This window comes from Streptomyces vastus (assembly GCF_039532825.1).
Classification (GTDB): domain Bacteria; phylum Actinomycetota; class Actinomycetes; order Streptomycetales; family Streptomycetaceae; genus Streptomyces; species Streptomyces vastus.
The window spans coordinates 1-23,941 of the sequence record NZ_BAAASJ010000019.1 but is presented as its reverse complement, the minus strand read 5'-3'; the positions used below and the strand labels follow the sequence as shown (position 1 = coordinate 23,941).

Sequence of the window (23,941 nt, the reverse complement as noted above, 5' to 3'; positions counted from 1 at the left end):
CGGTCAGCTCGCCGGCGGCAGTTCGCCGGAGCCGCGGGTGATCAGCCTGGTCGGGAGTTCGACGCGCTCAGGGAGGGCGAGCGTGCCGTCGAGCCGGCGGAAAAGACGCTCGGCGGCGGTGCGGCCGAGCTGGGCAGAGTCCTGGGCGACGACGGTGACGCCGGGCTGGAGGAGATCGGCGAGTTCGATGTCGTCGAAACCGACGAGGGCGACGGGCCTGGAGTGTTCGGCGAGGACGCGAATGACGGTGACCGTCACGCGGTTGTTGCCCGTGAAGATCGCGGTGACGGGAGAGGGCCCTGCCAGCATGGCCTCGGCGGCCCGGCGGACCCGCTGCGGATCGGTGACGCCCAGGGACGTCCAGGCCTCCTCGACCGGGATGCCCGCGGCCTCCATGGCGGTGCGATAGCCGCGCAGCCGCTCGGCGGCGGTGTGGATGCGGGGCATGTCGCCGATGAAGCCGATCCGGCGATGCCCGTGGGCGATGAGATGGGCGACGCCGTCGCGCGCACCGCCGAAGTTGTCGGACAGGACGACGTCCGCGTCGATCTGACCGGCGGGGCGGTCCACGAAGACCGTGGCGACGCCCGCTTTTATCTCCGGCTCCAGATAGCGGTGGTCGTCACCGGCCGGGATGACGACGAGCCCGTCCACACGGCGCGCGCACAGCGCCAGGACCAACTCCTGCTCGCGGTCCGGGTCCTCGGCGCTGGAGCCGTTGATCAGCAGGGCGCCGTGGGCGCGGGCCACTTCCTCGACCGCGCGACTGAGCGGGCCGTAGAAGGGGTCCGAGAGATCCTCCAGGACCAGGCCGATGCTCGCGGTGCGCCCCTTGCGGAGCACCCGTGCGCTGTCGTTGCGGCGAAAGCCCAGCGCGTCGATCGCCTCCTGCACCCGGCGCTCGGTGTCCGGGGTGACGCCCGGCTCACCGTTGACTACGCGCGACACCGTCTTGAGGCCGACTCCGGCACGCGCCGCGACGTCTTTCATGGTCGGACGGTTGCCGTAGCGGTTGTCGGTTCGGCGGGCGGTCTCGGCCACGATGCGCTGTCCTGTCCTGTTGTCCACGGGATGCGTTGGTCCTGACGTGCTCAATACATGCTCAACACGTGCTCATTGCGGATGTGGCGTCGAGCATAGGGCCTGGACAACGTTGTCAGATGCGGGAGACACTATCCCCCGCAATCTCCGGCCTGCCCTGCTACGGGACCAGTCGTGCTGCCTGACTTCGAGGCCAGTCGTGCTGCCTGTTTCGTCCGGCCGGTGGGCCGGGGGCATCCCTGGTAAGACTTCGGGGGCGGCGCGCCGCGGGCCGCCGCAGGAAAGACACCGCACCGGGAGACTCAGACACAGATGCACACCGACCTCGTGGCCGCGCTCGACATCGGCGGCACCAAGATCGCCGGAGCGCTGGTGGACGGCCATGGCCGGATCCTCCTGCGCACGCAGCGCGCCACGCCCGCGCAGGAGGACGGCGACACCATCATGCGGGCCGTCGAGGCCGTGCTCGGCGAGCTGACCGGCTCGCCGCTGTGGAGCCGCGCCACCGCCGTCGGCATCGGCAGCGCGGGCCCGGTGGACGCTTCGACGGGCACGGTGAGCCCCGTGAACATCCCGGGCTGGCGCGACTACCCGCTGGTCGGGCGGGTCCGCGCCGCCACCGAGGGGCTGCCCGTGGAGCTGATCGGCGACGGTGTGGCGATCACGGCCGCCGAGCACTGGCAGGGCGCGGCCCGCGGGCACGACAACGCGCTGTGCATGGTCGTCTCCACAGGCGTCGGCGGCGGCCTGGTCCTGGGCGGCCGGCTGCATCCGGGGCCCACGGGCAACGCGGGCCACATCGGTCACATCAGCGTGGACCTCGACGGCGACCTCTGCCCGTGCGGGTCCCGCGGCTGCGTGGAGCGCATCGCGAGCGGGCCGAACATCGCGCGCCGCGCCATCGAGGGCGGGTGGCAGCCGGGCCCCGACGGCGACACCTCCGCCGCCGCGGTGGCCGCCGCCGCCCGCGCGGGCGACCCCGTCGCCCTGGCGTCCTTCGAGCGCGCCGCCCAGGCCCTGGCCGCGGGCATCGCGGCGACGGCGACCCTGGTGGAGATCGACATCGCGGTGATCGGTGGGGGAGTGGGCAAGGCGGGCGACCTCTTGTTCACGCCCCTGCGCGCCGCCCTCCGCGACTACGCGACGCTGTCGTTCGTCCAGCGCCTCACCGTGGCGCCCGCCCAGATGGGCACGGACGCGGGGCTGGTCGGCGCGGCGGCGGCAGCGCTCAGCGGGAGGCAGAGCGCGACAGCGGCGGGGGTGGGGGGCTGACGCCGCGCCGTGCGGGGTCGTCGGCGAGCGGCTGGGCCGAACGGAGCGAGGCGGCCGGCTTGCCCGCCTCGACCAATTGGCCGCCGTCCAGGCCGAGTTCGACCGCGCGGTCGGGTGCCTGGCCCACTAGGTGTATTGATCACGAGCGTTGTTGACACTGGCCGTGCTTGATCATGGCGAAGACCTCCGGTGTGGTGGAGCTGTCTAGGACTGCACCGCACGGAGGTCTTCGTGTCCCACCGTAATGCCCGGTTGACCGTTCACGGCAGGCGGCTGCTGGTCGAACGAGTCCGCTCGGGCCGCCCGATCGCGCATGTCGCGGCCGAGATGGGCATCTCTCGTGCCACGGCCCACAAATGGATCGACCGCTGGCGTTCCGAGGGCGAGGCCGGGCTCATCGACCGCTCCAGCAGGCCACGGACGACTCCGCACCGCACTCCGGCGAGGGTGGAGGCGCGCGTGTGCCGACTGCGGCAGACGCGCAAGCTCGGGCCCGCTCGCATCGGCCCGATCCTGGGCCTGCGCGCCTCGACCGTGCATCGCGTCCTTGCCCGCCACGGCCTGAACCGCCTTGCCTTCCTGGACCGGCCCACCGGTCAGCTGATCCGGCGCTACGAACGCGACCGGCCCGGCGAGCTGGTCCACGTGGACGTCAAGAAACTCGGCCGGATCCCCGACGGCGGCGGCCACAAGATCCTCGGCCGACAGGCCGGCCGCGCCAGCATGGGCTACGACTACGTTCACTCCGCCGTCGACGACCACAACCGTCTCGCCTACAGCGAGATCCACCCCAACGAGAAGGCCGACACCTGCGCGGCCTTCTTGCGCCGGGCCGCAGCCTTCTTCGCCACCTGCGGCATCGACCGCAGCGAGCGGGTGCTGACCGACAACGCCTGGCCCTACCGCAAGAGTTTTGCCTGGCGGCAGGCCCTGTCCAACCTCGGCGCGACCGACAAGCCCACCCGTGCCTACCGACCGCAAACGGCAAGGTCGAACGCTTCAACCGGACCCTGCTCGACGAATGGGCCTACCAGCGGCCCTACACCAGCAACACCGCACGCACCGACGCCCTGCCAGACTTTCTGCACACCTACAACCACCACCGCTGCCACACCGCACTCGGAGGCCAGCCACCGATCAGCCGTGTGAACAACGCTGCGGGTCGATACAACTAGGGCCTGTCCGGCGGATCTTGATTGACAGCTGTCAAGAGGCGTGGGACCAGAGGATTTGAACCGTTCTTGCGCCAAGCGACGGCGACTCGGGTGCGCGCGGTGTTGGGCTCGATCCTGCGGAAGGCAACGCCTTTGAGGCGGATGCGGCGGATGCTCTCCGGGGCCAGTGACACGCCCAGGCCGGTTTCCACCAGGGCGCAGATGGTTTGCCATTCCACGGCGTGCTGAGTCACTTGGGGGGCGAAGCCTGCGGCGATGCACAGGTTAGTGATCTGGTCGTACAGCGGCGGGCCGACGGAGCGAGGCAGGAGCACAAAGGGGCAGTCCGCCAACTCCTCGACTCGGACGGTTCGTTGTGCTGCGAGTGGGTGCGAGGAGGGCAGCACGGCCACGAACGGTTCGGCCAGCACTGTCTCGAATCCGAGGTCTGCGTCGTGGGCAGGCGGCTCGCGCAACAGGCCGATGTCGATCGTCCTTTCGCGTAGCGCGGCCAGTTGCGGCGTGGTGGTCATCTCCTGGATGTCCAGGTCCACGGCGGGAAACCGTTCCCGGAAGGTTCGCAGCAGGCTGGGGAGGACGGTGAGGGCGAGGGAGGCGGCGAAGCCGATCCGCAGGCGCCCAGCCCTGCCGCTGCCGACCCCTCGGGCTGCGGCCAAGCCCTCTGCGAGGTCGGTGAGGGCATGCCGGGCGGCGGGAAGGAGTTCCCGGCCCGCCGGGGTGAGGTCGATGCGCCCAGGTTGGCGGCTGAACAGCGCGTAGCCGACCTTGACCTCCAGGCGGCGGATCTGCTGGCTCAGCGGCGGTTGGGCGATGCCCAAGCGGGTGGCGGCGTGGCCGAAGTGGAGTTCCTCGGCGAGTACGACGAAGGCGTGCAGCTGTGGAAGGGGAAGTTCAGGGCGCTCCATACTCTTAGAGATATCAGTTCATGCCTGAAGGCGTATTAGACGTATCAGTGCTGGTCACTTAGCGTTCGGTGCATGACAGAGCGACGTTCCATCCTCAGCGGCTCGACGTTCGAGGAGGAGATCGGCTATGCCCGCGCTGTGGTCGACGGCGACTGGGTTCATTTGTCCGGGACGACCGGCTTCGACTACACCACCATGACGATCTCCGACCAAGTGGTCGAGCAGGCCGAGCAGTGCCTGCGCAACATCGAGGCTGCCCTGACCGAAGCGAAGTGCACCTTCGCTGACGTAGTGCGGGTGCGCTACCTGCTGCCCGACCGGGCCGACTTCGAGCCCTGCTGGCCGGTACTGCGTCGCGCCTTCGGCGAGGTCCGGCCAGCCGCCACCATGCTCATGTGCGGCCTCGCCGACCCCCGCATGAAGATCGAGATCGAGGTGTACGCCCGGCGGAACACCGCGTAACCGTCCGCACAATCCGATCTGGGCGAACGGGGGTACCGTGCCCGATGTCGGGCGGGGCGATCTGACACATGCCGAGTGGGCACGGCTCAAACCACTGCTGCCCGGCATCGGACTGCCTGGCGGACGGTGGAACGACCACCGCACAGTGATCAACGGAATCCTCTTCCGCCTGCGGACGGGCGCTCCCTGGCGTGACCTGCCTTCGCAGTACGGGCCGTGGAAAACCGTCTACGAGCGTCACCGACGCTGGTCCGCTGACGGAACTTGGGACAAGATTCTCCGCTCGCTCCTGGCGCACGCCGACGCCGAAGACTGGATCGACTGGAGCGTGGTCGGCATCGATTCCACCTCCTGCCGGGCCCATCAGCACGAGGCCGGCGCGCGCACGACACCCCCACGCATCCCGGGGCGCAGGGCGCTGCCCCGCAGCATCGGCCAGATGAAGGGCTGGACGTTCGAGGGGCGGTCTGACGAGCAAGATTCGTCTGGTCGGCGAGGGCGGCCGCCGCGCCTTGGCATTCCTGATCATCCCGGGCCAGTGGGGCGACGCTCCGCAGCTCATCCCGGTACTGGAACGTCTGAGCGTCCCCCGGCTCACTACCGGCCGCCCTCGTAACCGCCCCGACCATCTCAGCGGAGACAAGGCGTATAGCTCCCGCCGAAACCGCCGTTACCTTCGCAGACGCCAGATCAAGCACACCATTGCCGAACCGCGAAGCCAACGGGCCAACCGGCAGCGACGCGGACGCAGGGGCGGCCGACCCGTTGGCTTCGACAAGGCGATCTACAGACGTCGCAACGAAGTCGAACGCACCATCAACGCGCTGAAGAACTTCCGGGCCGTGGCCACGCGCTACGACAAGCGCGCCTACGTTTTCCACGGCACCGTCACCCTCGCCACGATCCGCTTATGACTCCGACCATGATCCGCCGGACAGCCCCTAGGTGCCGGCCGAGACGCGGACGAGGACGGTGCCGTGCGCCGGGACGGTCGCCGCGATCGTGCCCGCCGTGTTGTGGCTCGTGTGCTGCCACAGGTCGCGGATCGTGTACGCGTCGGCCGCCGGCAGCCCGACGGCCCGCGTCGTCGTGGCGATGCGCCGGGGGCTGCCGGTCTCGTTGAACAGGGCCACCGCGCGGCTGCCGTCCTTCATCTCCTTGGCGACGACCCAACGCCCGCCGTCGGAGGACACGACCGCGCCCTGCTTGCCCAGCGGGTCCTGGTCGACCGCGATGACCTCCTCGTTGCCGAGGATGTCGAAGGTCTCCTCGGAGACCGACCGCAGATCGGAGCCGATGAGCAGCGGCGCTGCCATGATCGACCACATCGAGAAGTGCGTGCGGTACTCCGTGTCCGTCATCCCGCCGTTGCCGACCTCCAGCATGTCGGGGTCGTTCCAGTGCCCGGGACCGGCGTACCGGGCGAGCGGCAGGTTCTTCTTCATGATCGACAGCATTGAGCTCCAGTTGTCGCTGATGTCGCCGGTCGTACGCCACAGATGCCCGACGCCCGAGGCCCACTCCCACGGCTTGTTCTCGCCCCACTCGCAGATGCTGTAGACGATGGGACGACCCGTCTTCTCCGAGGCGGCCTTGAGTGCGTCCCGCATGGTCGTGTAGCGCAACTTGGCGTCCACGCCTTGGTTGTTGCAGTTGTCGTACTTGAGGTAGTCGACGCCCCAGTCCGCGAACTGCTGGGCGTCGCTGTACTCATGGCCCAGCGCACCGGGGAAGCCGGCCGTGTTGCACGTCTTGGTGCCGGCGCTGGTGTAGAGGCCGAGCTTGAGTCCCTTGGAGTGGATGTAGTCGGCAACTGCCTTGATTCCGTTCGGGAACCGGACCGGGTCCGGCACCAACTGGCCGTTCGCGTCGCGCTCCTGCAGTGCCCAGCAGTCGTCCAGGTTGACGTACTGATAGCCGGCGTCCTTGAGCCCCTTCTCGACGAAGATGTCGGCGACGCCCTTGACCATGGCTTCGTTGAACTCGGCCCGGCAGTGCGTGGCGTTCCAGTTGTTGAAGCCCATCGGCGGGGTGCGGGCCTGCCCGTCGTCGAGGAGGGGGCCGGTGGTGACGCCCGTCGCGTCGCCCGGGACCTGTGCCGCGACGGACGCCGTGAGCCCGGTCGCGCACAGTGCGGCCGTGGCGAGCGCTCCGACCACTCTTCGTCGGGTAGTGCGGGAGGTGAGATGGCGCATCGTTACGTTCCTCCGTACTCGCGAAAGATGGGACGACTACTGGAGTGGAAGTCATCGGCGCGGGGTCACGGTAGGCCGCCTCTGGCTGCGTTGGAAGGGAAGCAGAAGGGAAGCGGAATCGCGGAACGTCGGATGTCCGGGCGTACGCCCGGCTTTGCGAAGGGCTGACCGTGACTCATGCCCGGTTTCGCAGTTGAGCCAGGCATGAAGAAGCGAAGCATGCTCGCCGTCGCGTCCCTCGCCGCCGGATTCGTGGTGGCGGCCGTCACCCCGTCCCACTCACTCGAGGGCGACAGCCTCGGCAAGTTCGACGTACAGGACACGCTCAGCACGCTGGACGGGACGGTCGGCGACGGTGAGGCGGCCGTCAGCCCCGTGGTCGAGAACGCTCAGCGGCAGACGGGCTGAATCACCCCCGATACGCGGGGCCGTAGCTCGACATCCCGACAGCTCTGTATCCCCACATCTCTGTAGTTCGACATCTCGACATCCGGACATCTCGGTGTCACGAACAGAAGCCCGGCCCGCCCACGGCCGGGCTTCCGCATGTGTACGACCCTGTGTCCGCCCGTGTGGCCGGCCCCTGTCTCCGGGGCGGCGGAAGGCGCCCTCATCAGGACCTGGTTTCCGTGGCAAGGTGGAGGGCAAGCCTCAGGGGGTCAACAGAAGAGGGGGAACCGTGACCGTCGTTTGGATCAACGGCGCGTTCGGTGCGGGGAAGACCACCACCGCACGGGAACTGATCGACCTGATCCCGAACAGCACACTCTTCGACCCCGAGGTCATCGGAGCCGGGCTGACGCACCTGCTGCCGCCCAAGCACCTCGCCGAGGTCGGTGACTACCAGGACCTGCCCATCTGGCGCCGGCTGGTCGTCGACACCGCGGCCGCGCTGCTTGCCGAACTCGGCGGCGTCCTGGTGATTCCCATGACCCTGCTCCGCCAGGACTACCGCGACGAGATCTTCGGCGGGCTCGCCTCTCGCAGGATTCCGGTCCGGCATGTGCTCCTCGCCCCGGCGGAAACGATCCTGCGGGAACGAATAGCCGGCCGGGAGGTGCCGCCCGACCTGCCCGACGGGGAGATACGCGTGCGCCAGTGGTCGTACGACCACATCGAGCCCTACCGCAGCGCCCTGGCCGGCTGGCTCACCGCCGACGCCCACCTCTTGGACACCAGCGCGCTCACCCCGTACGAGTCCGCGGAGCGCATCGCCGACGCCGTACGCACCGGCGCCGTCCCCGTCTGCGACATCGTGCAGACTCCGGAGCCCACCGCGGAGACCGTAGCCGCCGGGGTGCTCCTCTTCGACGAGCAGAATCGCGTACTCCTCGTCGATCCCACGTACAAGGCCGGCTGGGAGTTCCCCGGCGGTGTCGTCGAACGCGGCGAGGCACCCGCGCGCGCGGGCATGCGCGAGGTCGCCGAGGAGACCGGCATCCAACTCGACGACGTACCAAGCCTGTTGGTCGTCGACTGGGAGCCGCCCGCGCCGCCCGGCTACGGCGGACTGCGCCTCCTCTTCGACGGCGGACGGCTCGACGGCGCCGAGGCCCGGCGGATGCTGCTGCCGGGCCCCGAACTGCGCGACTGGCGCTTCGCCAGCGAGGAGGAGGCCGCCACCCTGCTGCCACCGGTCCGCTTCGAGCGGCTGCGCTGGGCACTGCGGGCGCGGGAACGGGGAGCGGCGCTCTATCTGGAGGCCGGCGTGCCCGTGGGATAGCCACCCCAGCCCCACCGTCCGTCGGGGGCTGCCCGAACTCGCTCAGCCCGCCGCGTAGTTGCGCAGGAACAGCGCCTCGGCGACCGACAGGCGCTCCAGCTCCTCAGGAGACACGCTCTCGTTCACCGCGTGAATCTGCGCCTCCGGCTCACTCAGGCCGATCAGGAGGATCTCCGCGCGCGGGTAGAGGGACGCGAGGGTGTTGCACAGCGGGATGGAGCCACCCTGCCCGGCGTACTGCATCTCCTCCCCGTCGTACGCGACGCGCATGGCCTCGGCCATCGCCGCGTACGCCGGGCTGGTGGTGTCGGCGCGGAACGCCTGGCCCTGGCCGATCTGTTCGGTGCTCACCCGCGCGCCCCACGGCGTGTGCGCCTCCAGGTGGGCCTGGAGCAGCTTGGTCGCCTCGACCGCGTCCACGCCCGGCGGCACGCGCAGGCTGACCAGGGCGCGGGCGCCCGCCTGCACCGACGGGGTGGCGCCGACCACCGGCGGGCAGTCGATGCCGAGCACGGTCACGGCAGGACGCGCCCAGATACGGTCGGCGACCGTGCCGGAGCCGATCAGCTCCACACCGTCGAGCACCTTGGCGTCCTCGCGGAACCGGCCCTCCTCGTACTGCAGTCCGTCCCAGCGCGCCTCGCCAGTCAGCCCGTCGACCGTCGTCGAACCGTCCTCGGCGCGCAGCGAGTCCAGTACCCGGATCAACGCGGCCAGCGCGTCGGGCGCCGCGCCGCCGAACTGCCCCGAATGCAGGTTGCCGCCGAGGGTGTCGATCCGGACGCGTACGAGGGTCATGCCGCGCAGCGCCGTGGTGACGGTCGGTACACCGACCCGGAAGTTGCCGGCGTCACCGATGACGATGGTGTCGGCGGTGAGAAGCTCCGGGTGGTCCTCGGCGTACCGCTCCAGACCGCCTGTGCCCTGCTCCTCCGAACCCTCCGCGATCACCTTGACGTTGACCGGGACGCCGCCGTTCGCCTTGAGCGCGCGCAGCGCGAGGAGGTGCATGATGACGCCGCCCTTGCAGTCGGCGGCGCCCCGCCCGTACCAGCGGCCGTCGCGCTCCGTCAGCGCGAACGGCGGTGTCACCCACGCCGTTTCGTCGAGCGGCGGCTGTACGTCGTAGTGCGCGTACAGCAGCACCGTCTTCGCGCCCTCGGGACCGGGCAGGAAGCCGTACACCGACTGTGTGCCGTCCGGGGTGTCGAGCAGCGCCACGTCCTGGAAACCCTCGGTGCGCAGCGCCTGGGCCACCCAGTTCGCGGCGCCCTCGCTCTCGCTGCGGGGGAACTGGTCGAAGTCCGCCACCGACTTGAAGGCCACCAGCTCGGTGAGCTCCGCCTTCGCCCTGGGCATCAGCGAGGCGACGGTCTCGGCGACCGGGTTCGACGACATGGGCACGCTCCTCGTAGGTGCGACGTTGTACGGATGGGTACGTGTGTGATGCACGCGCGTACGGATGCGCGCCGTGCATACGCTGCCGATACTCCCACAGCGGTGTTCGCCGAGGTCCGCCGTAGGATGCGTGAGGCAGGAGCGGCAGGCGGCTGGATCGGAGCAGCAGACCATCGTGAGCGGCGAGAACTCTTCGGACGACGCACAGCGGGTATGGGACGTCGTCGTGGTCGGTGCGGGGCCCGCGGGCGCTTCGGCAGCCTATGCGGCAGCGGTCGCGGGGCGCCGCGTGCTCCTGCTGGAGAAGGCGGAGCTGCCCCGCTACAAGACGTGCGGCGGCGGCATCATCGGCCCCTCGCGCGACGCCCTGCCGCCCGGCTTCGAGCTGCCGCTGCGGGACCGGGTGCACGCGGTCACGTTCTCGCTCGACGGCAGGTTCTCGCGTACCCGCCGCTCCAAGCAGATGCTCTTCGGGCTCATCAACCGGCCCGAGTTCGACCAGCGGCTCGTCGAGCACGCGCAGAAGGCGGGCGCCGAACTGCGCACCAGCGTCACGGTCGCGCGCGTGGAACAGCACGGCTCGGCCGTACCGGACCGGCGCACCGTGGCCGTCGTACTGCAGGACGGCGAGACGGTGCTGGCGCGGGCGGTGGTCGGCGCGGACGGCAGCGCCAGCCGGATAGGAGCCCACGTCGGGGTGAAGCTCGACCAGGTCGACCTCGGCCTGGAGGCGGAGATCCCCGTCCCGGAGACCGTCGCCGAGGACTGGAAGGGGCGCGTCCTCATCGACTGGGGTCCCATGCCCGGCAGTTACGGATGGGTGTTCCCCAAGGGCGACACCCTCACCGTCGGCGTGATCTCGGCGCGTGGTGAAGGAGCCGCCACGAAGCGGTACTTGGAGGACTTCATCGCCCGGCTCGGGCTCGCCGGCTTCGAGCCGAGCATCTCGTCGGGGCATCTGACGCGCTGCCGCGCCGACGACTCGCCCCTCTCGCGCGGACGGGTGCTGGTGTGCGGAGACGCGGCGGGGCTGCTCGAGCCGTGGACCCGCGAGGGAATCTCTTTCGCGCTGCGGTCGGGGCGGCTCGCGGGGGAGTGGGCGGTAAGGATCGCCGAGGCGAACGACGCCGTGGACACCCGGCGCCAGGCCCTGAACTACGCCTTCGCCATCAGGGCGGGCCTGGGCGTCGAAATGAGCGTGGGAAAGAGCCTGTTCATGGTCTTCGCGCGCCGTCCCGGCATGTTCCATGCGGCGCTCACGGGCTTCAGGCCTGCCTGGAAGGCCTTCACGGGTATCACCCGTGGGGCGACTTCGCTGGGCGAGATCGTCCGTACGCATCCCCTGGCCGGGCGCGCCCTGAGCTCGCTCGACCGCTGACCTGACCAGAAGCGCAAGGGCCGGAGTTCAGCTCGTGACGGTGATTCGGAAGACGGGGTGGTTGTGCGCCGCGGCGAGCAGCTCCTCGTCGCTGGACTTGGCTGTGACGTCACCGAAGAAACGGCCGACTTCCCAGCCCCACTTCTTGAGGTAGGTGCGCAGGACGACGGGCTTCTCCTCGTCGGGCAGCTCCACGGCCGTGAACTCCTGTGTCTTACGGCCCACTTGGAGCCGCCCGCCGCCGGCCGCCCGCAGATTGCGCACCCACTCGGAGTGGCCGCGCGCCGAGACGAGGTACGGGCCGCCTTCGTAGGGGAGCGGGTTGACCGGCACGCGCCGCCACTCGCCGCTCTTGCGGCCGCGGACGGAAAGCTCGGCGTTGCCGACGAGGCTGAGGCCGCGGCGGGCGAGCCAGCCGATGAAGCGGTTCATGCCGGCTTCGAAGCCGCCGGGCTTGATGTAGCGCTGCTGTGCCATCGCGGGACCCCCATTGGTGATGTCGGTTGCGAGAGCACTGCTCTCGCTTGAGAGCAGTGTGCACGAGATCGGTGATCCAAAGCAAGAGCACTGCTCTCAAATGTGTGCGCTGCTCTCCAGGGTGAGTGTTCTGCTGATGCGAGAGCGTCGATCCAACTTCAGAGCACCGCTCACGTTTGTGTGCAGTGCTCCGAATTCGTGGGACACTGCCTGGCATGAGTACAGCCCGAGGAGCCCGCGCCCGAGCCCGGATCGAAGTCACCGCGGCCATCAAGGACGAGGCGCGCAGACAACTCGCGAAGGAAGGCGCCGCCAAGCTCTCGTTGCGGGCCGTGGCCCGCGAACTCGGCATGGTCTCCTCCGCGTTGTACCGCTACTTCCCCAGCCGCGACGACCTGTTGACCGCCCTCATCATCGACGCCTACGACTCGCTCGGCGAGAGTGCGGAGGCCGCGCACGAGAAGGCCGCCGACGCCGGCCCGATCCGGCGCTGGGCCACGGTGTGCGAGGCGGTGCGCGGCTGGGCACTCGCGCATCCGCACGAGTACGCGCTGATCTACGGTTCGCCCGTGCCCGGATACGCCGCCCCCGACTCGACCGTACGGGCGGCGTCCCGCGTCGGGCTGCTGCTCATCGACATCGTCCGCGACGCACACCGGGGCGTGGGCGTCGCCCTGCCACGCCTGCCCGCCGAACTCAAGCCGGAGGCACGGCGGTTGGGCCAGGACCTCGCCCCCGATCTGCCACCGGAGGTGGTGACGGCGCTTGTCGCGGCATGGGCGCAGATGTTCGGGCTGATCGGCTTCGAGTTGTTCGGCCAGTTCAACCGCGTGGTGGAGGACCGTGAGGCGTTCTTCCGACACGCGGCCGCCCAACTCGGCCATGGAGTGGGCCTGGTGTTCCCTCAGGACGCCGGCACGGGAGGAACGGGAGGCAGTGGCAGCAGGTCGGGGCCCTGACGCAGAATCCGCGCGTGCGGTGACCGCAGCGGGGGCGCCCCGGATCCGCGCCCATCGCCTCGGCGAGGGACCTCCGACCTTACGCCCGACCAGTGGACGCGCAGCCCTCAACTCCGGTGCAGGGCAGAATGTGAAGGAAGGCGACCGGTTGCGGTCGTGGGGTGGCAGAACGGGGCGGCGGGGATGACGGACCGGACACAAGAAGCGCCCCGCGCGTGGAAGCCGCTGCTGCTCGCCGGCTTCGGTCTGCTCCTCGTGCTGCTCTCCGCCGGGCTGTTCGCCGCCGTACCGGGCGCGCTGGTGGACGAACGCGCGTACGCCGCTGCGACCGCCTGCCCGACCGGCACACGGTCGGACTCGTGCACGACGACGGTTCCGGCAATCGTCGCGGGCACGGAGCACGAGCCCGGATTTCGCGAGGCCCCGGACAAGCACTGGCTCCTCCTCACCGAACGGGGCTCGGACACCGTGCGGCGCGTGCTCATGTCCGGGCCGGAGCCGGTGTTCGACGCCGTACGCGCCGGTGACAAGGTGACGCTGACGTACTGGCGGGGTGAGATCCGCATCGTGAGGTCCGGCGCCGCTGCCCAGGAGACCTGGGGGTCGCCGACCGACGACTGGCGGAATTTTGTGGCCTTCGGTCTCCTGGCGTTGCCCTTCGGGCTTGGTGTGCTGTGGACCGGCTGGTGGTACCGCTACCGCTACCCCTCCGCAGCGCACGTCGGCGCCTGGCAGCTCGCCGTGGGGCTTGTGGCAGGCGCCGCCCTGGGCTGTGTCGGCTTTGTCGGAGGCCTGGCGGGCGGCGGTGTACGGGACGCTTTCCTGATCACGGCAGTCGGCATTCCGCCGGTCGCGTGCCTTGCCGCCGTGTGCGCGTGGTGGTTGCTGCGGCGCGCGACCCGCGCCGCGGACACCAGCGACATCGTTCCGGTTCCCCCTCGGGGAAACGGTGCGTGCGCGCGACCGTACGCGGAAACGTCCCCTACAGCTTGGACGGCTTCGACCACCTGGTGGTGGGGGACGGGCGTCCGGCGACCACACCGGACCCCGACGGGCACCTTGCCCGCAGGGCACTTCCGGAGACGCTGACCGTGCAGCGCATCCGACCGCTGCGGCCCGACGACCACATTGCCTGGTACAAGACCTTGAAATACGACGCCGTCGTCATCGAATGCCGGGACGGTGACCGAACAGTCCTCATCGCCACCGGGCGGCGTGACGCCCTCCTGACACTCGGCGCACTGGTCACCACGCCCGCCACCACCCAGATCGCCCCGGACACAAGGCACACCACAAACCCGCAAACACAGGACGTGCGGAAGACGTGCCCGTGAGCCTTTCCACCTCAGCTTGAGGCGTTGAGGTGGGGGTGAGGACGGCTTGGAGCGATCCCGTGGCTGCGAGCGGCGCGGATGCCGTGCATTCTGCGAACCGTCGCAGCACATCATCAGCGGGGCCGCCGACGGGCGAGGCCGCAGGGCCCAGAACCAGCAGCGCGCTGTCGAGTCCAGGGAGACCCGCCTCAGCGCGGGGTCGAGGTCGCGGAGAACGTAGCCCCTACGGGATCGGGCCCCAACTGCTCAACCCGAAACGGCAGGTCAGCGCCCAGAGCCGGAAGCGGCACTCACGAAGAACCGGCGACGGCTCGGTCGTTCCGCTTCAGCACCGTCACCAGAATGACCGTCATCCCCAGCCCCAAGAGCAAGAGCAAGCTTCCCTTGAACACAGACCCGCGCCAGTCGTAGTCGGCGGTGTAGGCGGTTGGGCGGGCTTCGTCGTCCAAGCGCACGTTGCCGATGGTGGTCGGCATCGGGTCGCCTGATCCGGCTGCACCCTCCGCCCGCCACCGCCTTCTGGATTTATGACGACAGCCGTGTGATCGTCGAGACCGCCCAGCGGATCATCCACGACGCACGCCGCAGCCTGTGATCAACCATCCCACCCATCGTCGCCGGGGCGTCGTCGCCCTTCACGAGGTACTCCGCAGGGAGTACCTGTGATCGCCACGCTCGGCGGACGCCCGGTCCGGCCGTGGCGTCTAGCGTGGCTGGCATGGACGAGCAGCGCACACGCCTGAGCGGTGGTCCGCCCTGGGCGCGGGGCGGGGGGCCGCCGTGGCGATGGCGGCACGGGCCGCCGTGGTGGAACGACGGCGACGACGAGGCAGCGGAGAGCCGGCCCCGCTGGCCATGGCGTTCGACGCTGCTGCTCACCGTGTTCGTGCAGATCGGCAGCAACTTTGCCGCGCAGGAGCAGGAAGGCGTCCGCGAGTCCCTCGGCTTCTTCGCCCGGGCGCTGTTGCTCGTGGGCACCCTCCTGCTCCTGTGGCGGCATCGGTATCCGGTGTTCGTGGTGTTCGGCGTCGCGGTGTCGTCGCTGGTCTACTTCGGTGCCGGATATCCGTACGGCCCGATCTTCCTGACCATTGCGCTCGCCTGCTTCAGCGCCGTGGTCGCCGGGCACCGACGGGCGGCCTGGGCGGCGCTCGGCATGCTGTGGGTGGCCCATCTCCTGGAGGGCCATTGGCTCTACCGGTGGCTGCCGCCGAACGACGACACGGTGGGCTCCTGGGGCGAGGACGTCTCGGTCGCCACCTGGATGGTGGCCATCGCCGCGCTCTCCGAACTCGTCCGCGTACGCCGTGAGCAGTGGGCCCGGGAGCAGGCCGAGGGTCGGCAGGCGGCCCGGCGGCGCGCCGACGAGGAACGGCTGCGGATCGCCCGTGAACTGCACGACGTGCTGGCGCACAGCATCTCGGTCATCAACGTCCAGGCGGGCGTGGGGCTCGCACTGCTCGATTCCGACCCGGATCAGGCCCGTACCGCGCTCACCACCATCAAGGCGGCGAGCAGGGAGGCCCTCGGGGAAGTCCGCCAGGTGCTCGACACGCTCCGCCCGCCCGTCTCCCGCCACCACCCTTCCAACGATGCGCTGCGCGCAGCCCCCTTTGATTCCGGTGATGCGCCGCGTGCGCCGGCGCCCGGCCTCGACCGGCTGCCCGAACTCGTCGAACAGGCGGCGAGCGCCGGGCTGACCGTCGATGTCGAGGTCGAGGGGAAGCGCAGGGTGCTGCCACCGGGCGCCGATCTCGCCGCCTTCCGCATCGTCCAGGAGGCCCTGACCAATGTCGTACGGCACTCCGGTTCGCGGCACGCGCGCGTGCTGGTCGGCTACGGGGACGACGCCCTGAAGCTGCGTATCGACGACGACGGACCGGCGACCGGCGCCGACGCGGGCGGCAGCGGCAACGGACTGGCCGGAATGCGGGAGCGGGCCGCGGCCCTGGGTGGCACGATCGAGGCCGGGCCGCGCGAGGACGGCGGCTTCCGGGTACTGGCCGTACTGCCGCTCGAGCACCAGGCCAAGCTTGCCAAGCCCAAGGAGGACCGGTGATCCGCGTACTGCTCGCCGACGACCAGTCACTGGTCCGCGCAGGCTTCAAGGCGCTCCTCGACGCACAGAAGGACATCGAGGTGGCCGGAGAAGCCGCCGACGGCGAGGAGGCGCTGCGCAAGGTGCGTGACCTGCGCCCCGACGTCGTCCTGATGGATATCCGTATGCCCGTGCTCGACGGTCTCGAAGCGACCCGCCGCATCACTGAGGACGCCGGCCTGCAGGACGTCAAGGTGGTCATGCTCACCACCTTCGAGCTCGACGAGTACGTCTTCGAGGCCATCCGTTCCGGGGCCTCCGGCTTCCTCGTCAAGGACACCGAACCGGACGAACTGCTGCGCGCGGTCAGGGCGGTGGTCGAGGGCGACGCGCTGCTCTCGCCCGGCGTGACGCGGCGCCTGATCGCCGAGTTCGCGGCCCGGTCGAAGGAGCCGGCCGCCGCTCATCCGCTCGCCGAACTCACGGAGCGGGAGCGGGAGGTGATGGCCCTGGTGGGCATCGGGCTCTCCAACGACGAGATCGCCCGCCGCCTGGTCGTCAGCCCGCTCACGGCGAAGACCCATGTGAGCCGCACGATGGTGAAGCTGGGTGCACGTGACCGGGCCCAACTGGTCGTACTGGCCTACGAGTCGGGCTTGGTGCGGCCGGGCTGGCTGGGCTGAGGCCCGCGCTGGAAACGGACCAGCACACCGACCACCCGTACGAAGAAGACCATGACCGCAAGCCCGCTCCCGGCCATGACCAGCAGGTCTTCGGCGCCGGCAGGCAGGTCGAAGAGCAGCGCCGGACCGGACACGGCCCCGAAGACGAGGGCGGCCGCGACCGCCGCACTGCACAGCGCGTATCCGATCTCGACGGTCATCGCGTCCCGCTCGGCCTGAGTCCGCCGTCCCCCACTGTTCCCCATGCGCCGAAGTCTCACAGCAGGGCGCCCGGCGGGCAAGAACTGCCCGCCGGGCGCGCGTAGTTGCGCAGAGGGATGCGAGAGGGGTCAGTCGCGGACCGGTACCCGCTGCTCCTGTTCCTCCTCAACAGGCCCGGACTTGGCGACCAGGACTGTCTGCTGAGGAGCACGCCGCGTCCGCAGCCCCGTGGCCGTGATCAGCAGGCCGAGGACCGCGATCGCCGTCACCACGATCAGCCCCGTGCGGTAGCTGTCCAGGACGGCTTGCGGAGAGGCGTCGTCGGAGGCGCTCGCGGTCACGACGGCCGTCACGATCGCCAGGAAGATCGCGCCGCCCACCTGCACCGAGGTGTTGAGCAGACCCGAGACCATGCCCTGCTCATGGTCGTCCACGCCGTTGGTGGCCTGGATGTTGAGCGAGGGGAAGACCAGCGCGCAGGCCGCGCCGATCAGCAGCATCGTCGGCAGGATCACCGCCGCGTACACGGGGTTGAGGTCGATGTTCAGGAACAGCGCGTACGCGATGACCATGCTGGCGAAGCCCACCGGGATCAGCCGCCGGGTGCCGAACCGGTCGACGACGGCTCCCATCTTCGTGGCGGACAGCGCCACCAGCGCGCCCGCGGGCAGGAAGGCGAGCGCCGTCTCCAGGGCCGACCAGCCGAGCAGCGACTGCAGATACAGCGTGGCCAGGAACTGGAAGCCGATGTACGAGCCGAAGAACGTCATCGCGCCGAGCTGGGCCCGGATCTGGTTGCCGGAGCGCAGCACGCCGAGCCGGACCAGCGGACCCGCCGAACGCTGCTCGATCCGGACGAAGACCGCGAGCAGGACGGCGACGGCGAGGAACGAAAGCAGCGTACGGGCCGAGGCCCAGCCGACCTCCGGGGCCTGGACGACGGTGAAGACGAGCAGCAGCATCGAGGCCGTGCCGATGATGGCGCCGGGGATGTCGTAGCCGTTGTGGTCCTTCTCCCGCTCGCTGTGCGGGAGAAGCTTGAGGCCGGCGATCAGGGCGATGATCGCGATGGGTGCGGGCAGCAGCATGGTCAGGCGCCAGCTGGCCTCGGTGAGCAGACCGGACAGGACGAGGCCCATGGAGAAACCGGTGGCGGCGCAGGTGGTGTAGATCGAAAGAGCGCGGTTGCGCAGGGGGCCCTCGGCGAAGGTCGTGGTGATGATCGACAGGCCCGCGGGTGCGGTGAACGCCGCGCTCAGGCCCTTGATGAAGCGGCTGGCGATCAGCAGCGGGCCGGAGTCGACGAGTCCGCCGAGCAGCGAGGCGAGCGCGAAGACGGCCAGCGCGACCAGGAAGACCTGGCGGCGGCCCAGCAGGTCGGCGGTCCGTCCGCCGAGGAGCAACAGGCCGCCGTAGCCCAGGATGTAGCCGCTGACGACCCATTGCAGGGCCGAGGTGGAGAGGTCGAGTTCGGAGCCGATGGACGGCAGGGCGACGCCGACCATCGATACGTCCAGCGCGTCCAGGAACATCGCGGCGCAGAGCACCAGGAGGGTGCCCCACAGGCGAGGTGTCCAGCGTTCCTGGGCCGCGGAGTTGGTGAGCGGAGAGGTCATGCGCCTCACACTACATGCGCATGCATTCAATGCAAACGCATTTAATTCGGATGCAACAAAGTCGGTTCTCTGCTACGTTGCGACCTCATGGCGGCTATGGAGAACGCCGAGCAGGGGCTCGTCGACCAGTGGCGCGACCTCCTCGGGGTGCATGCGCGCACCGTGTCCGAGCTCGACCGCGCACTGCATCAACACGGCCTGTGCGCCAGCGACTTCGAGGTGCTCGACGTGCTGGCAGGATGCGCCGCCTCGGATGGCGCCGGTGCGTACCGCGTCCAGGAGATCGCCGATCGGGTCCATCTCAGCCAGAGCGCACTGTCCCGGCTGATCGGCAGGCTCGAGAAGGACGGCCTGGTGGAGCGCTGCATGTGCCCCCAGGACCGGCGGGGTGTACGCGTCTCGCTCACGCCGAAGGGGCGCACGCTGCACGGCGACGTGCGGCCGGTGCAGCGCGCGGTGCTGGGGCGGATGCTGGCGGACGGTCCGGGTGGCTGATCACCGGCGCGCAGGGCCGCTTCAGGTGACCGCCGACTTCTCGCGCCACAGCGTCGCGAGGGAGGGGTCTCCGGTCACGCCCGGGAACGGCCGGCGGTTCCACAGCGACAGGTAGAGTTCGCCCGCCGGGCCCGCCAACTCGCAGTCGGCGTCGGCCACTTCGCCCCGTTCGCTGACCGGCGTCCCGGTCGACAGCCGTACGGTCCACACCGCGTCGATGTCCTCGGCCCGCACCCTCAGCACGCGCGGCACCTCTGTGCGCACCGCGCTCTTCTTGCGCGCGTGGAAGCCGAAGAGCAACTCGTCGATGCCGTCGACCGCGAAGTCGACCGCCACGTCGACGGTGATCGCGCTGGGGGTCCCGCCGAGCGCGGACTCCGCGTCGTACCGGTGCACTGTCGTCTCGTGCGCCTGTCTCCGTGCCCAGAAGGCGAGCGGTGAGGGTGCGGGCAGGAAGCTCCAGCAGTCCACGTCGGCAGGGGCGCCCGCGAGCGTGTCGACGAGCCGCCGGTGGCCCTCGCGGAACCAGGTCAGCAGTTCCGTACCGTCCAGATCCGGCAGGCCCTCGCCGGGGTGGTACGAGGTGTGTCTCTCGGCGACGAACGCCGTGGCCCAGCGGTGCACCATGCCCGTGTGCCGCACCAGGTCCCGCACCTGCCAGCCGGGGCAGGTGGGCACCTTGGCGTCGGTCCCGGCCTCCTCGGCTGCCGTCGCCAGCAACTGACCCTCGGTGTCCAGCGTTCCGATGAACTGCGCAGTCTCCATGTGGTGAGTCTGCCGGATGGAGTGCGGTCGAGGGGAAGGGATATTCCCTGGTCTCCCGGGCGCGGCTCGGCCAGTAATCGGCTGTGCCCGGCCCCACATGATCAATAACCTTGGACGGTCTGCCGGTTGACGCTTCAAGGAGTCCCCCCACGTGACCACAGCACCGGACCTGCCCGACATCCTGTCGACCGAATTCGCCGAGGATCCCTATCCCGCCTACCGGGTCATGCGCGAGCGCGCCCCGCTGATCTGGCACGAGGCCACCCAGAGCTACATCGTGTCGCGCTACGAAGACGTCGAACGGGTCTTCAAGGACCGCGACGGACAGTTCACCACCGACAACTACGCATGGCAGATCGAGCCGGTGCACGGCCGGACGATCCTGACGCTCAGCGGGCGCGAGCACGCGGTGCGACGGGCCCTGGTGGCCCCGGCCTTCCGCGGCCGTGACCTGCAGGAGAAGTTCCTGCCCGTCATCGAGGCCAACGCCCGGGCGCTCATCGACCGCTTCCGCCACACGGGAAGCGCCGACCTCGTCGCGGACTTCGCCACGCGCTTCCCCGTCAACGTCATCGCGGACATGCTGGGCCTGGACAAGGCCGACCACGACCGCTTCCACCGCTGGTACACCTCGGTGATCGCCTTCCTCGCTAATCTCGCCGGCGATCCGGAGGTCGCCGCGGCCGGTGAGCGCACCCGTGTGGAGTTCGCCGAGTACATGATCCCGGTCATCCGGCACCGCCGTGACCACCTCGGCGACGACCTGCTGTCCACGCTGTGCGCCGCCGAAGTGGAAGGCGTGCGCATGAGCGACGAGGACATCAAGGCGTTCTGCAGCCTGCTCCTCGCGGCGGGCGGGGAGACCACGGACAAGGCGCTGGCGGGCATCTTCGCCAACCTGCTGGCGCATCCCGAACAGCTCCAGGCCGTACGGGAGGACCGCTCACTGATCGACCGGGCCTTCGCAGAGACCCTGCGGTACTCCCCGCCGGTCCACATGATCATGCGTCAGTCGGCCGTGGAGGTAGAGCTGAGCGGTGGCACCGTTCCGCCGGGGGCCACGGTGACCTGCCTGATCGGGGCGGCGAACCGGGATCCCGCGCGTTACCGGGAGCCGGACCGCTTCGACATCTTCCGCGACGATCTGACGACCACGAAGGCCTTCTCCGCCGCGGCGGACCACCTCGCCTTCGCCCTGGGCCGCCACTTCTGCGTGGGCGCCCTGCTGGCCCGTGCCGAGGTCGAGATCGGGGTGGGCCAACTCCTGGACGCCATGCCCGACTTGCGGCTCGCCGATGGTTTCCAGCCAGCCGAGCAGGGCGTGTTCACGCGGGGACCGCAGGCGTTGCCGGTGCGCTTCACACCGGCCACGCCCTGATCCCTTCCGGCCACGACATGCCCGTACGACATGCCCGTACAACATGCTCGTAGGACATGCTCTTACGGGCCCGGGCGGGCCTCACCGCAGAGTGGGTGTGAACTCCACCGGCAGTGAGGTCAGCCCCCGCATCCAGATGGACGGCCGCCATACGAGCTCCGCCGGCTCGACCGACAGGACGACGTCGGGCAGACGTTCCAGCAGGGTCTCGACGGCCGTGCGCGCGATGACGTCGGCGAGCAGCGGAGCCGGGTGGGGGCAGCGATGCTCGCCGTTGGAGAAGGACAGATGGGCGCCGTTCCCCCCGGCGCCGACATGGCCCTCGGGCCAGATCTGCGGGTCGGTGTTGGCTGCCGCGAGCCCGAGGACCAGGCAGTCGCCCGCCTTGATCCGGCGCCCGCCGAGCAGGGTGTCGCGCACCGCCCAGCGGCCGATGAAGTTCTGGGGTGGGCGTGTCCAGCCACAGCACCTCGGTGAGGGCCGCCGCGACGCCGACCCGGCCGCCGGAGACGTTGAGCGCGAAGCGGTCGTCGGTGAGCAGCAGCCGCAGCGCGTTGCAGATCCAGTTGGCGGTGGGCTGCTGGGCCGCCGCGACGACGAGATCAGGTCCTGGACGATCGCGTCGTCGCTCAGGCCCTCGGGGTGGGCCAGCATGCGGGAGACGACGTCCGCGCCGGGCTCCGCGCGCTTGTCCTTGACCGATTTCTGGATGCGTTCCTGTACGCGGACGTAGGCGGCGACCGGATCCTCGCCCTCGCCCGTGTCCAGGGAGATCCGCAGATGCCCTGCGCTTGTGTCCGGCTCGCTCAGGTGTGGAAGCCGGGCAGGGACAGGTACTTGAGCTGCTGGTACTCGTGGAGGCCTTCGGGGCCGCCTTCGCGGCCCAGGCCGGATTGCTTGATCCCGCCGAAGGGTGCGGCGACATCGGAGACCAGGCCGCGGTTGATGCCGACCATTCCGGCCTGCAGACGGGCGGCGACCCGGCGGGCGCGGTCGATGTGGGACGTCATCAGGTACGACGCGAGGCCGTGCTCGGTGTTGTTGGCCACCGCTATGGCCTCGGCCTCGGTGGAGAACCGGTGGATGGCGGCGACGGGGCCGAAGACCTCCTCGTGCATGATCGCGGCGTCGGCGGGGACATGGTCCAGCACGGTGGGGGCGGCGTAGTAGCCCGGCCCGTCAGGGATGTCCGCCTTGGCGATGACTACGGCACCACGGGCCACGGCGTCCTCGACGAGGTGGCGGACCTTGTCCACCGCCCGGTGGTCGGCCAGCGGGCCGAGGTCGGTGTCCTCCCGGTCCGGGGGGCCCACCCGGGTGGCGGCCATCTTTTCGGCCATCGCCGCGGCGAACGCGTCGGCGATTGACTCCTGGGCCAGGAATCGGTTGGCGCCGACACAGGACTGCCCGCCCAGCCGCATCTTCGCGATCATCGCTTCGCGGACCGCGAGGTCGAGGTCGGCGTCGTCGAAGACCAGGAACGGCGCGTTGCCGCCCAGCTCCATCGAGGTGCGCAGCACCCGGGCACCGCTCTGCTGAAGCAGCAGCCTGCCGACCGTGGTGGACCCGGTAAAGGACAGCTTGCGCAGCCGGGGGTCGGCCAGCAGTGGCATGGTGACCGCTGCCGGGTCGCTGCTGGTGATCACGGTCAGGACACCTGGTGGTGCGCCGGCTTCACGCGCCAGCTCGCCCAGCACCAGGGAGGACAGCGGGGTGAGCTCGGCCGGTTTGAGGACGGCGGTGCAGCCGGCGGCCAGGGCGGCGGCGGCCTTGCGGGCGGCCATGGCCAGGGGCACGTTCCATGGGGTGATGAGCAGGCAGGGCCCGACCGGTTCGGCGATGGTGACGATGTGGCTCTTGCCGTCCGGGGAGGGGGTGCTGCGAGCGTGCGGGCGGACCGCCTCCCCGGCGTACCAGCGGAAATAGGCTGCGGCGTAGTCGACCTCGCCCCGGGCTTCGGTGATCGTCTTGCCGACCTCCAGGGTGATGATCCGGGCCAGACGCTCCCGGTGCTCGAGCATGGCGTCGGTGAGCCGGTGCAGGACGGTCGCGCGGTCCCGCGGGCTGGTGAAGGCCCACCGGTCGGCGGCCGCGGCCGCCTCATCCAGTGCTCTGAGCGCGTCTTGTGCGCCGCAATCGGCGACGGTGGCTATGACTTCTTCGGTTGCGGGGTTGCGCACCTCGAAGGCGCGACCGCCGACGGCGGGTTGCCAGTCGTGGGCGAGGAAGCCACGGGGGACGGATTCCAGGACTGCCGACTCCCATGAGGGAGCGGCAAGCATGTCAGTCATGCACTTGGCCCTTTCGATGATCGCAGGATGGTGTGCCACGGGAGCATGAGCGCTGGGTGGTCATACGGCCTCACCTCCCGGGGCGGCGACTCCTACCGTGTTCTCGACCGAGAGCAGGGAGTCCTGCCGTCCGGAGCCGAGCCAGCGCACCAGGG

21 protein-coding genes and 4 pseudogenes are annotated in these 23,941 nt (G+C 70.0%); 14 read left to right on the top strand and 11 right to left on the bottom strand.

The annotated features are described in order from the left end of the window. Window positions 1-3: 3 nt before the first annotated feature. Window positions 4-1,068 carry a LacI family DNA-binding transcriptional regulator gene (locus tag ABD357_RS07470; RefSeq protein ID WP_344388426.1) on the bottom strand — a complete coding sequence of 355 codons (1,065 nt, stop codon included), beginning with the start codon at window positions 1,066-1,068 and terminating at the stop codon, window positions 4-6. Between the two features lie 285 nt (window positions 1,069-1,353). Here ABD357_RS07470 and ABD357_RS07465 point away from each other — a divergent pair, with 285 nt between their 5' ends. Continuing rightward, a complete protein-coding gene (locus ABD357_RS07465) occupies window positions 1,354-2,313 on the top strand; it encodes an ROK family protein (protein WP_344388424.1) in 960 nt (319 codons plus the stop codon). A gap of 231 nt (window positions 2,314-2,544) precedes the next feature. Then, window positions 2,545-3,488, top strand: a pseudogene (locus ABD357_RS07460) (IS481 family transposase). On the opposite strand, the gene ABD357_RS07455 reads toward ABD357_RS07460, so the two are convergent. Then, window positions 3,485-4,393 (bottom strand): LysR family transcriptional regulator, encoded by a 909-nt coding sequence (locus tag ABD357_RS07455; protein WP_344388422.1) that lies wholly within the window; start codon window positions 4,391-4,393, stop codon window positions 3,485-3,487. The pseudogene ABD357_RS07460 and the gene ABD357_RS07455 sit on opposite strands and share 4 nt — an antisense overlap. Before the next feature lie 72 nt (window positions 4,394-4,465). Here ABD357_RS07455 and ABD357_RS07450 point away from each other — a divergent pair, with 72 nt between their 5' ends. After that, on the top strand, window positions 4,466-4,855 hold the full coding sequence (locus tag ABD357_RS07450) for a RidA family protein (protein WP_344388421.1): 390 nt from the start codon (window positions 4,466-4,468) through the stop codon (window positions 4,853-4,855). 94 nt (window positions 4,856-4,949) lie between these two features. Then, a pseudogene (locus ABD357_RS07445) lies at window positions 4,950-5,769 on the top strand (IS5 family transposase). Between the two features lie 36 nt (window positions 5,770-5,805). On the opposite strand, the pseudogene ABD357_RS07440 reads toward ABD357_RS07445, so the two are convergent. Next, a pseudogene (locus ABD357_RS07440) lies at window positions 5,806-7,050 on the bottom strand (glycoside hydrolase family 27 protein); the annotation flags it as partial. Between the two features lie 204 nt (window positions 7,051-7,254). On the opposite strand from ABD357_RS07440, the gene ABD357_RS07435 reads away from it, so the two are divergent. Then, on the top strand, window positions 7,255-7,458 hold the full coding sequence (locus ABD357_RS07435; protein WP_344388420.1) for a hypothetical protein: 204 nt from the start codon (window positions 7,255-7,257) through the stop codon (window positions 7,456-7,458). Window positions 7,459-7,729: 271 nt separating this feature from the next. Next, complete coding sequence (locus ABD357_RS07430; protein ID WP_344388419.1) at window positions 7,730-8,773, top strand: NUDIX hydrolase; 1,044 nt, start codon at window positions 7,730-7,732, stop codon at window positions 8,771-8,773. Between the two features lie 42 nt (window positions 8,774-8,815). Here the strand turns inward: ABD357_RS07430 and ABD357_RS07425 are convergent, their stop codons facing one another. Beyond that, a complete protein-coding gene (locus ABD357_RS07425; RefSeq protein ID WP_344388418.1) occupies window positions 8,816-10,171 on the bottom strand; it encodes a dipeptidase in 1,356 nt (451 codons plus the stop codon). A gap of 175 nt (window positions 10,172-10,346) precedes the next feature. Between ABD357_RS07425 and ABD357_RS07420 the strand changes: the two genes are divergently transcribed. Then, the gene (locus ABD357_RS07420) at window positions 10,347-11,549 is read left to right on the top strand and encodes a geranylgeranyl reductase family protein (RefSeq protein ID WP_344388617.1); all 1,203 of its coding nucleotides are present in this window, start codon (window positions 10,347-10,349) and stop codon (window positions 11,547-11,549) included. Between the two features lie 27 nt (window positions 11,550-11,576). Here the strand turns inward: ABD357_RS07420 and ABD357_RS07415 are convergent, their stop codons facing one another. Next, entirely contained in the window at window positions 11,577-12,026 is a 450-nt protein-coding gene (locus tag ABD357_RS07415; RefSeq protein ID WP_344388416.1) for a nitroreductase family deazaflavin-dependent oxidoreductase, read from the bottom strand. 215 nt (window positions 12,027-12,241) lie between these two features. On the opposite strand from ABD357_RS07415, the gene ABD357_RS07410 reads away from it, so the two are divergent. From ABD357_RS07410 to ABD357_RS07400, 3 genes are all read left to right on the top strand, one after another. Further along, window positions 12,242-12,985, top strand: a complete 744-nt coding sequence (locus ABD357_RS07410; protein WP_344388414.1) for a TetR/AcrR family transcriptional regulator — start codon at window positions 12,242-12,244, stop codon at window positions 12,983-12,985. Between the two features lie 183 nt (window positions 12,986-13,168). After that, window positions 13,169-14,074, top strand: coding sequence for a hypothetical protein (locus ABD357_RS07405; protein ID WP_344388413.1), 906 nt, complete (start codon window positions 13,169-13,171; stop codon window positions 14,072-14,074). Window positions 14,075-14,076: 2 nt separating this feature from the next. Then, window positions 14,077-14,319 carry a hypothetical protein gene (locus tag ABD357_RS07400; RefSeq protein ID WP_344388411.1) on the top strand — a complete coding sequence of 81 codons (243 nt, stop codon included), beginning with the start codon at window positions 14,077-14,079 and terminating at the stop codon, window positions 14,317-14,319. Window positions 14,320-14,609: 290 nt separating this feature from the next. Here ABD357_RS07400 and ABD357_RS07395 read toward each other — a convergent pair whose 3' ends face one another. Continuing rightward, on the bottom strand, window positions 14,610-14,795 hold the full coding sequence (locus ABD357_RS07395; protein WP_344388409.1) for a hypothetical protein: 186 nt from the start codon (window positions 14,793-14,795) through the stop codon (window positions 14,610-14,612). Between the two features lie 242 nt (window positions 14,796-15,037). Between ABD357_RS07395 and ABD357_RS07390 the strand changes: the two genes are divergently transcribed. Both ABD357_RS07390 and ABD357_RS07385 read left to right on the top strand, forming a co-directional pair. Next, complete coding sequence (locus ABD357_RS07390) at window positions 15,038-16,378, top strand: sensor histidine kinase (RefSeq protein ID WP_344388407.1); 1,341 nt, start codon at window positions 15,038-15,040, stop codon at window positions 16,376-16,378. After that, window positions 16,375-17,040: a response regulator transcription factor gene (locus ABD357_RS07385; RefSeq protein WP_344388405.1), complete on the top strand. Its 666-nt coding sequence runs from the start codon at window positions 16,375-16,377 to the stop codon at window positions 17,038-17,040. The genes ABD357_RS07390 and ABD357_RS07385 overlap by 4 nt, the downstream gene beginning before the upstream one ends. Here ABD357_RS07385 and ABD357_RS07380 read toward each other — a convergent pair. Together ABD357_RS07380 and ABD357_RS07375 are read right to left on the bottom strand one after the other, a co-directional pair. Beyond that, window positions 17,001-17,285, bottom strand: coding sequence for a DUF6332 family protein (locus ABD357_RS07380; RefSeq protein ID WP_344388404.1), 285 nt, complete (start codon window positions 17,283-17,285; stop codon window positions 17,001-17,003). The genes ABD357_RS07385 and ABD357_RS07380 overlap by 40 nt on opposite strands. Window positions 17,286-17,369: 84 nt before the next feature. Next, window positions 17,370-18,857, bottom strand: a complete 1,488-nt coding sequence (locus tag ABD357_RS07375; RefSeq protein WP_344388402.1) for an MFS transporter — start codon at window positions 18,855-18,857, stop codon at window positions 17,370-17,372. Between the two features lie 87 nt (window positions 18,858-18,944). Between ABD357_RS07375 and ABD357_RS07370 the strand changes: the two genes are divergently transcribed. Beyond that, entirely contained in the window at window positions 18,945-19,352 is a 408-nt protein-coding gene (locus ABD357_RS07370) for a MarR family winged helix-turn-helix transcriptional regulator (RefSeq protein ID WP_344388401.1), read from the top strand. A gap of 21 nt (window positions 19,353-19,373) precedes the next feature. Here the strand turns inward: ABD357_RS07370 and ABD357_RS07365 are convergent, their stop codons facing one another. Next, window positions 19,374-20,117, bottom strand: a complete 744-nt coding sequence (locus tag ABD357_RS07365) for a maleylpyruvate isomerase family mycothiol-dependent enzyme (RefSeq protein ID WP_344388400.1) — start codon at window positions 20,115-20,117, stop codon at window positions 19,374-19,376. Window positions 20,118-20,268: 151 nt separating this feature from the next. Here ABD357_RS07365 and ABD357_RS07360 point away from each other — a divergent pair, with 151 nt between their 5' ends. Further along, the gene (locus tag ABD357_RS07360) at window positions 20,269-21,495 is read left to right on the top strand and encodes a cytochrome P450 (protein WP_344388399.1); all 1,227 of its coding nucleotides are present in this window, start codon (window positions 20,269-20,271) and stop codon (window positions 21,493-21,495) included. Window positions 21,496-21,576: 81 nt separating this feature from the next. Here the strand turns inward: ABD357_RS07360 and ABD357_RS07355 are convergent. Both ABD357_RS07355 and ABD357_RS07350 read right to left on the bottom strand, forming a co-directional pair. Further along, window positions 21,577-22,275: pseudogene (locus ABD357_RS07355) on the bottom strand (cytochrome P450 family protein); the annotation flags it as partial. Window positions 22,276-22,301: 26 nt separating this feature from the next. Then, window positions 22,302-23,786, bottom strand: coding sequence for an NAD-dependent succinate-semialdehyde dehydrogenase (locus ABD357_RS07350; protein ID WP_344388396.1), 1,485 nt, complete (start codon window positions 23,784-23,786; stop codon window positions 22,302-22,304). Between the last annotated feature and the right edge of the window lie 155 nt (window positions 23,787-23,941).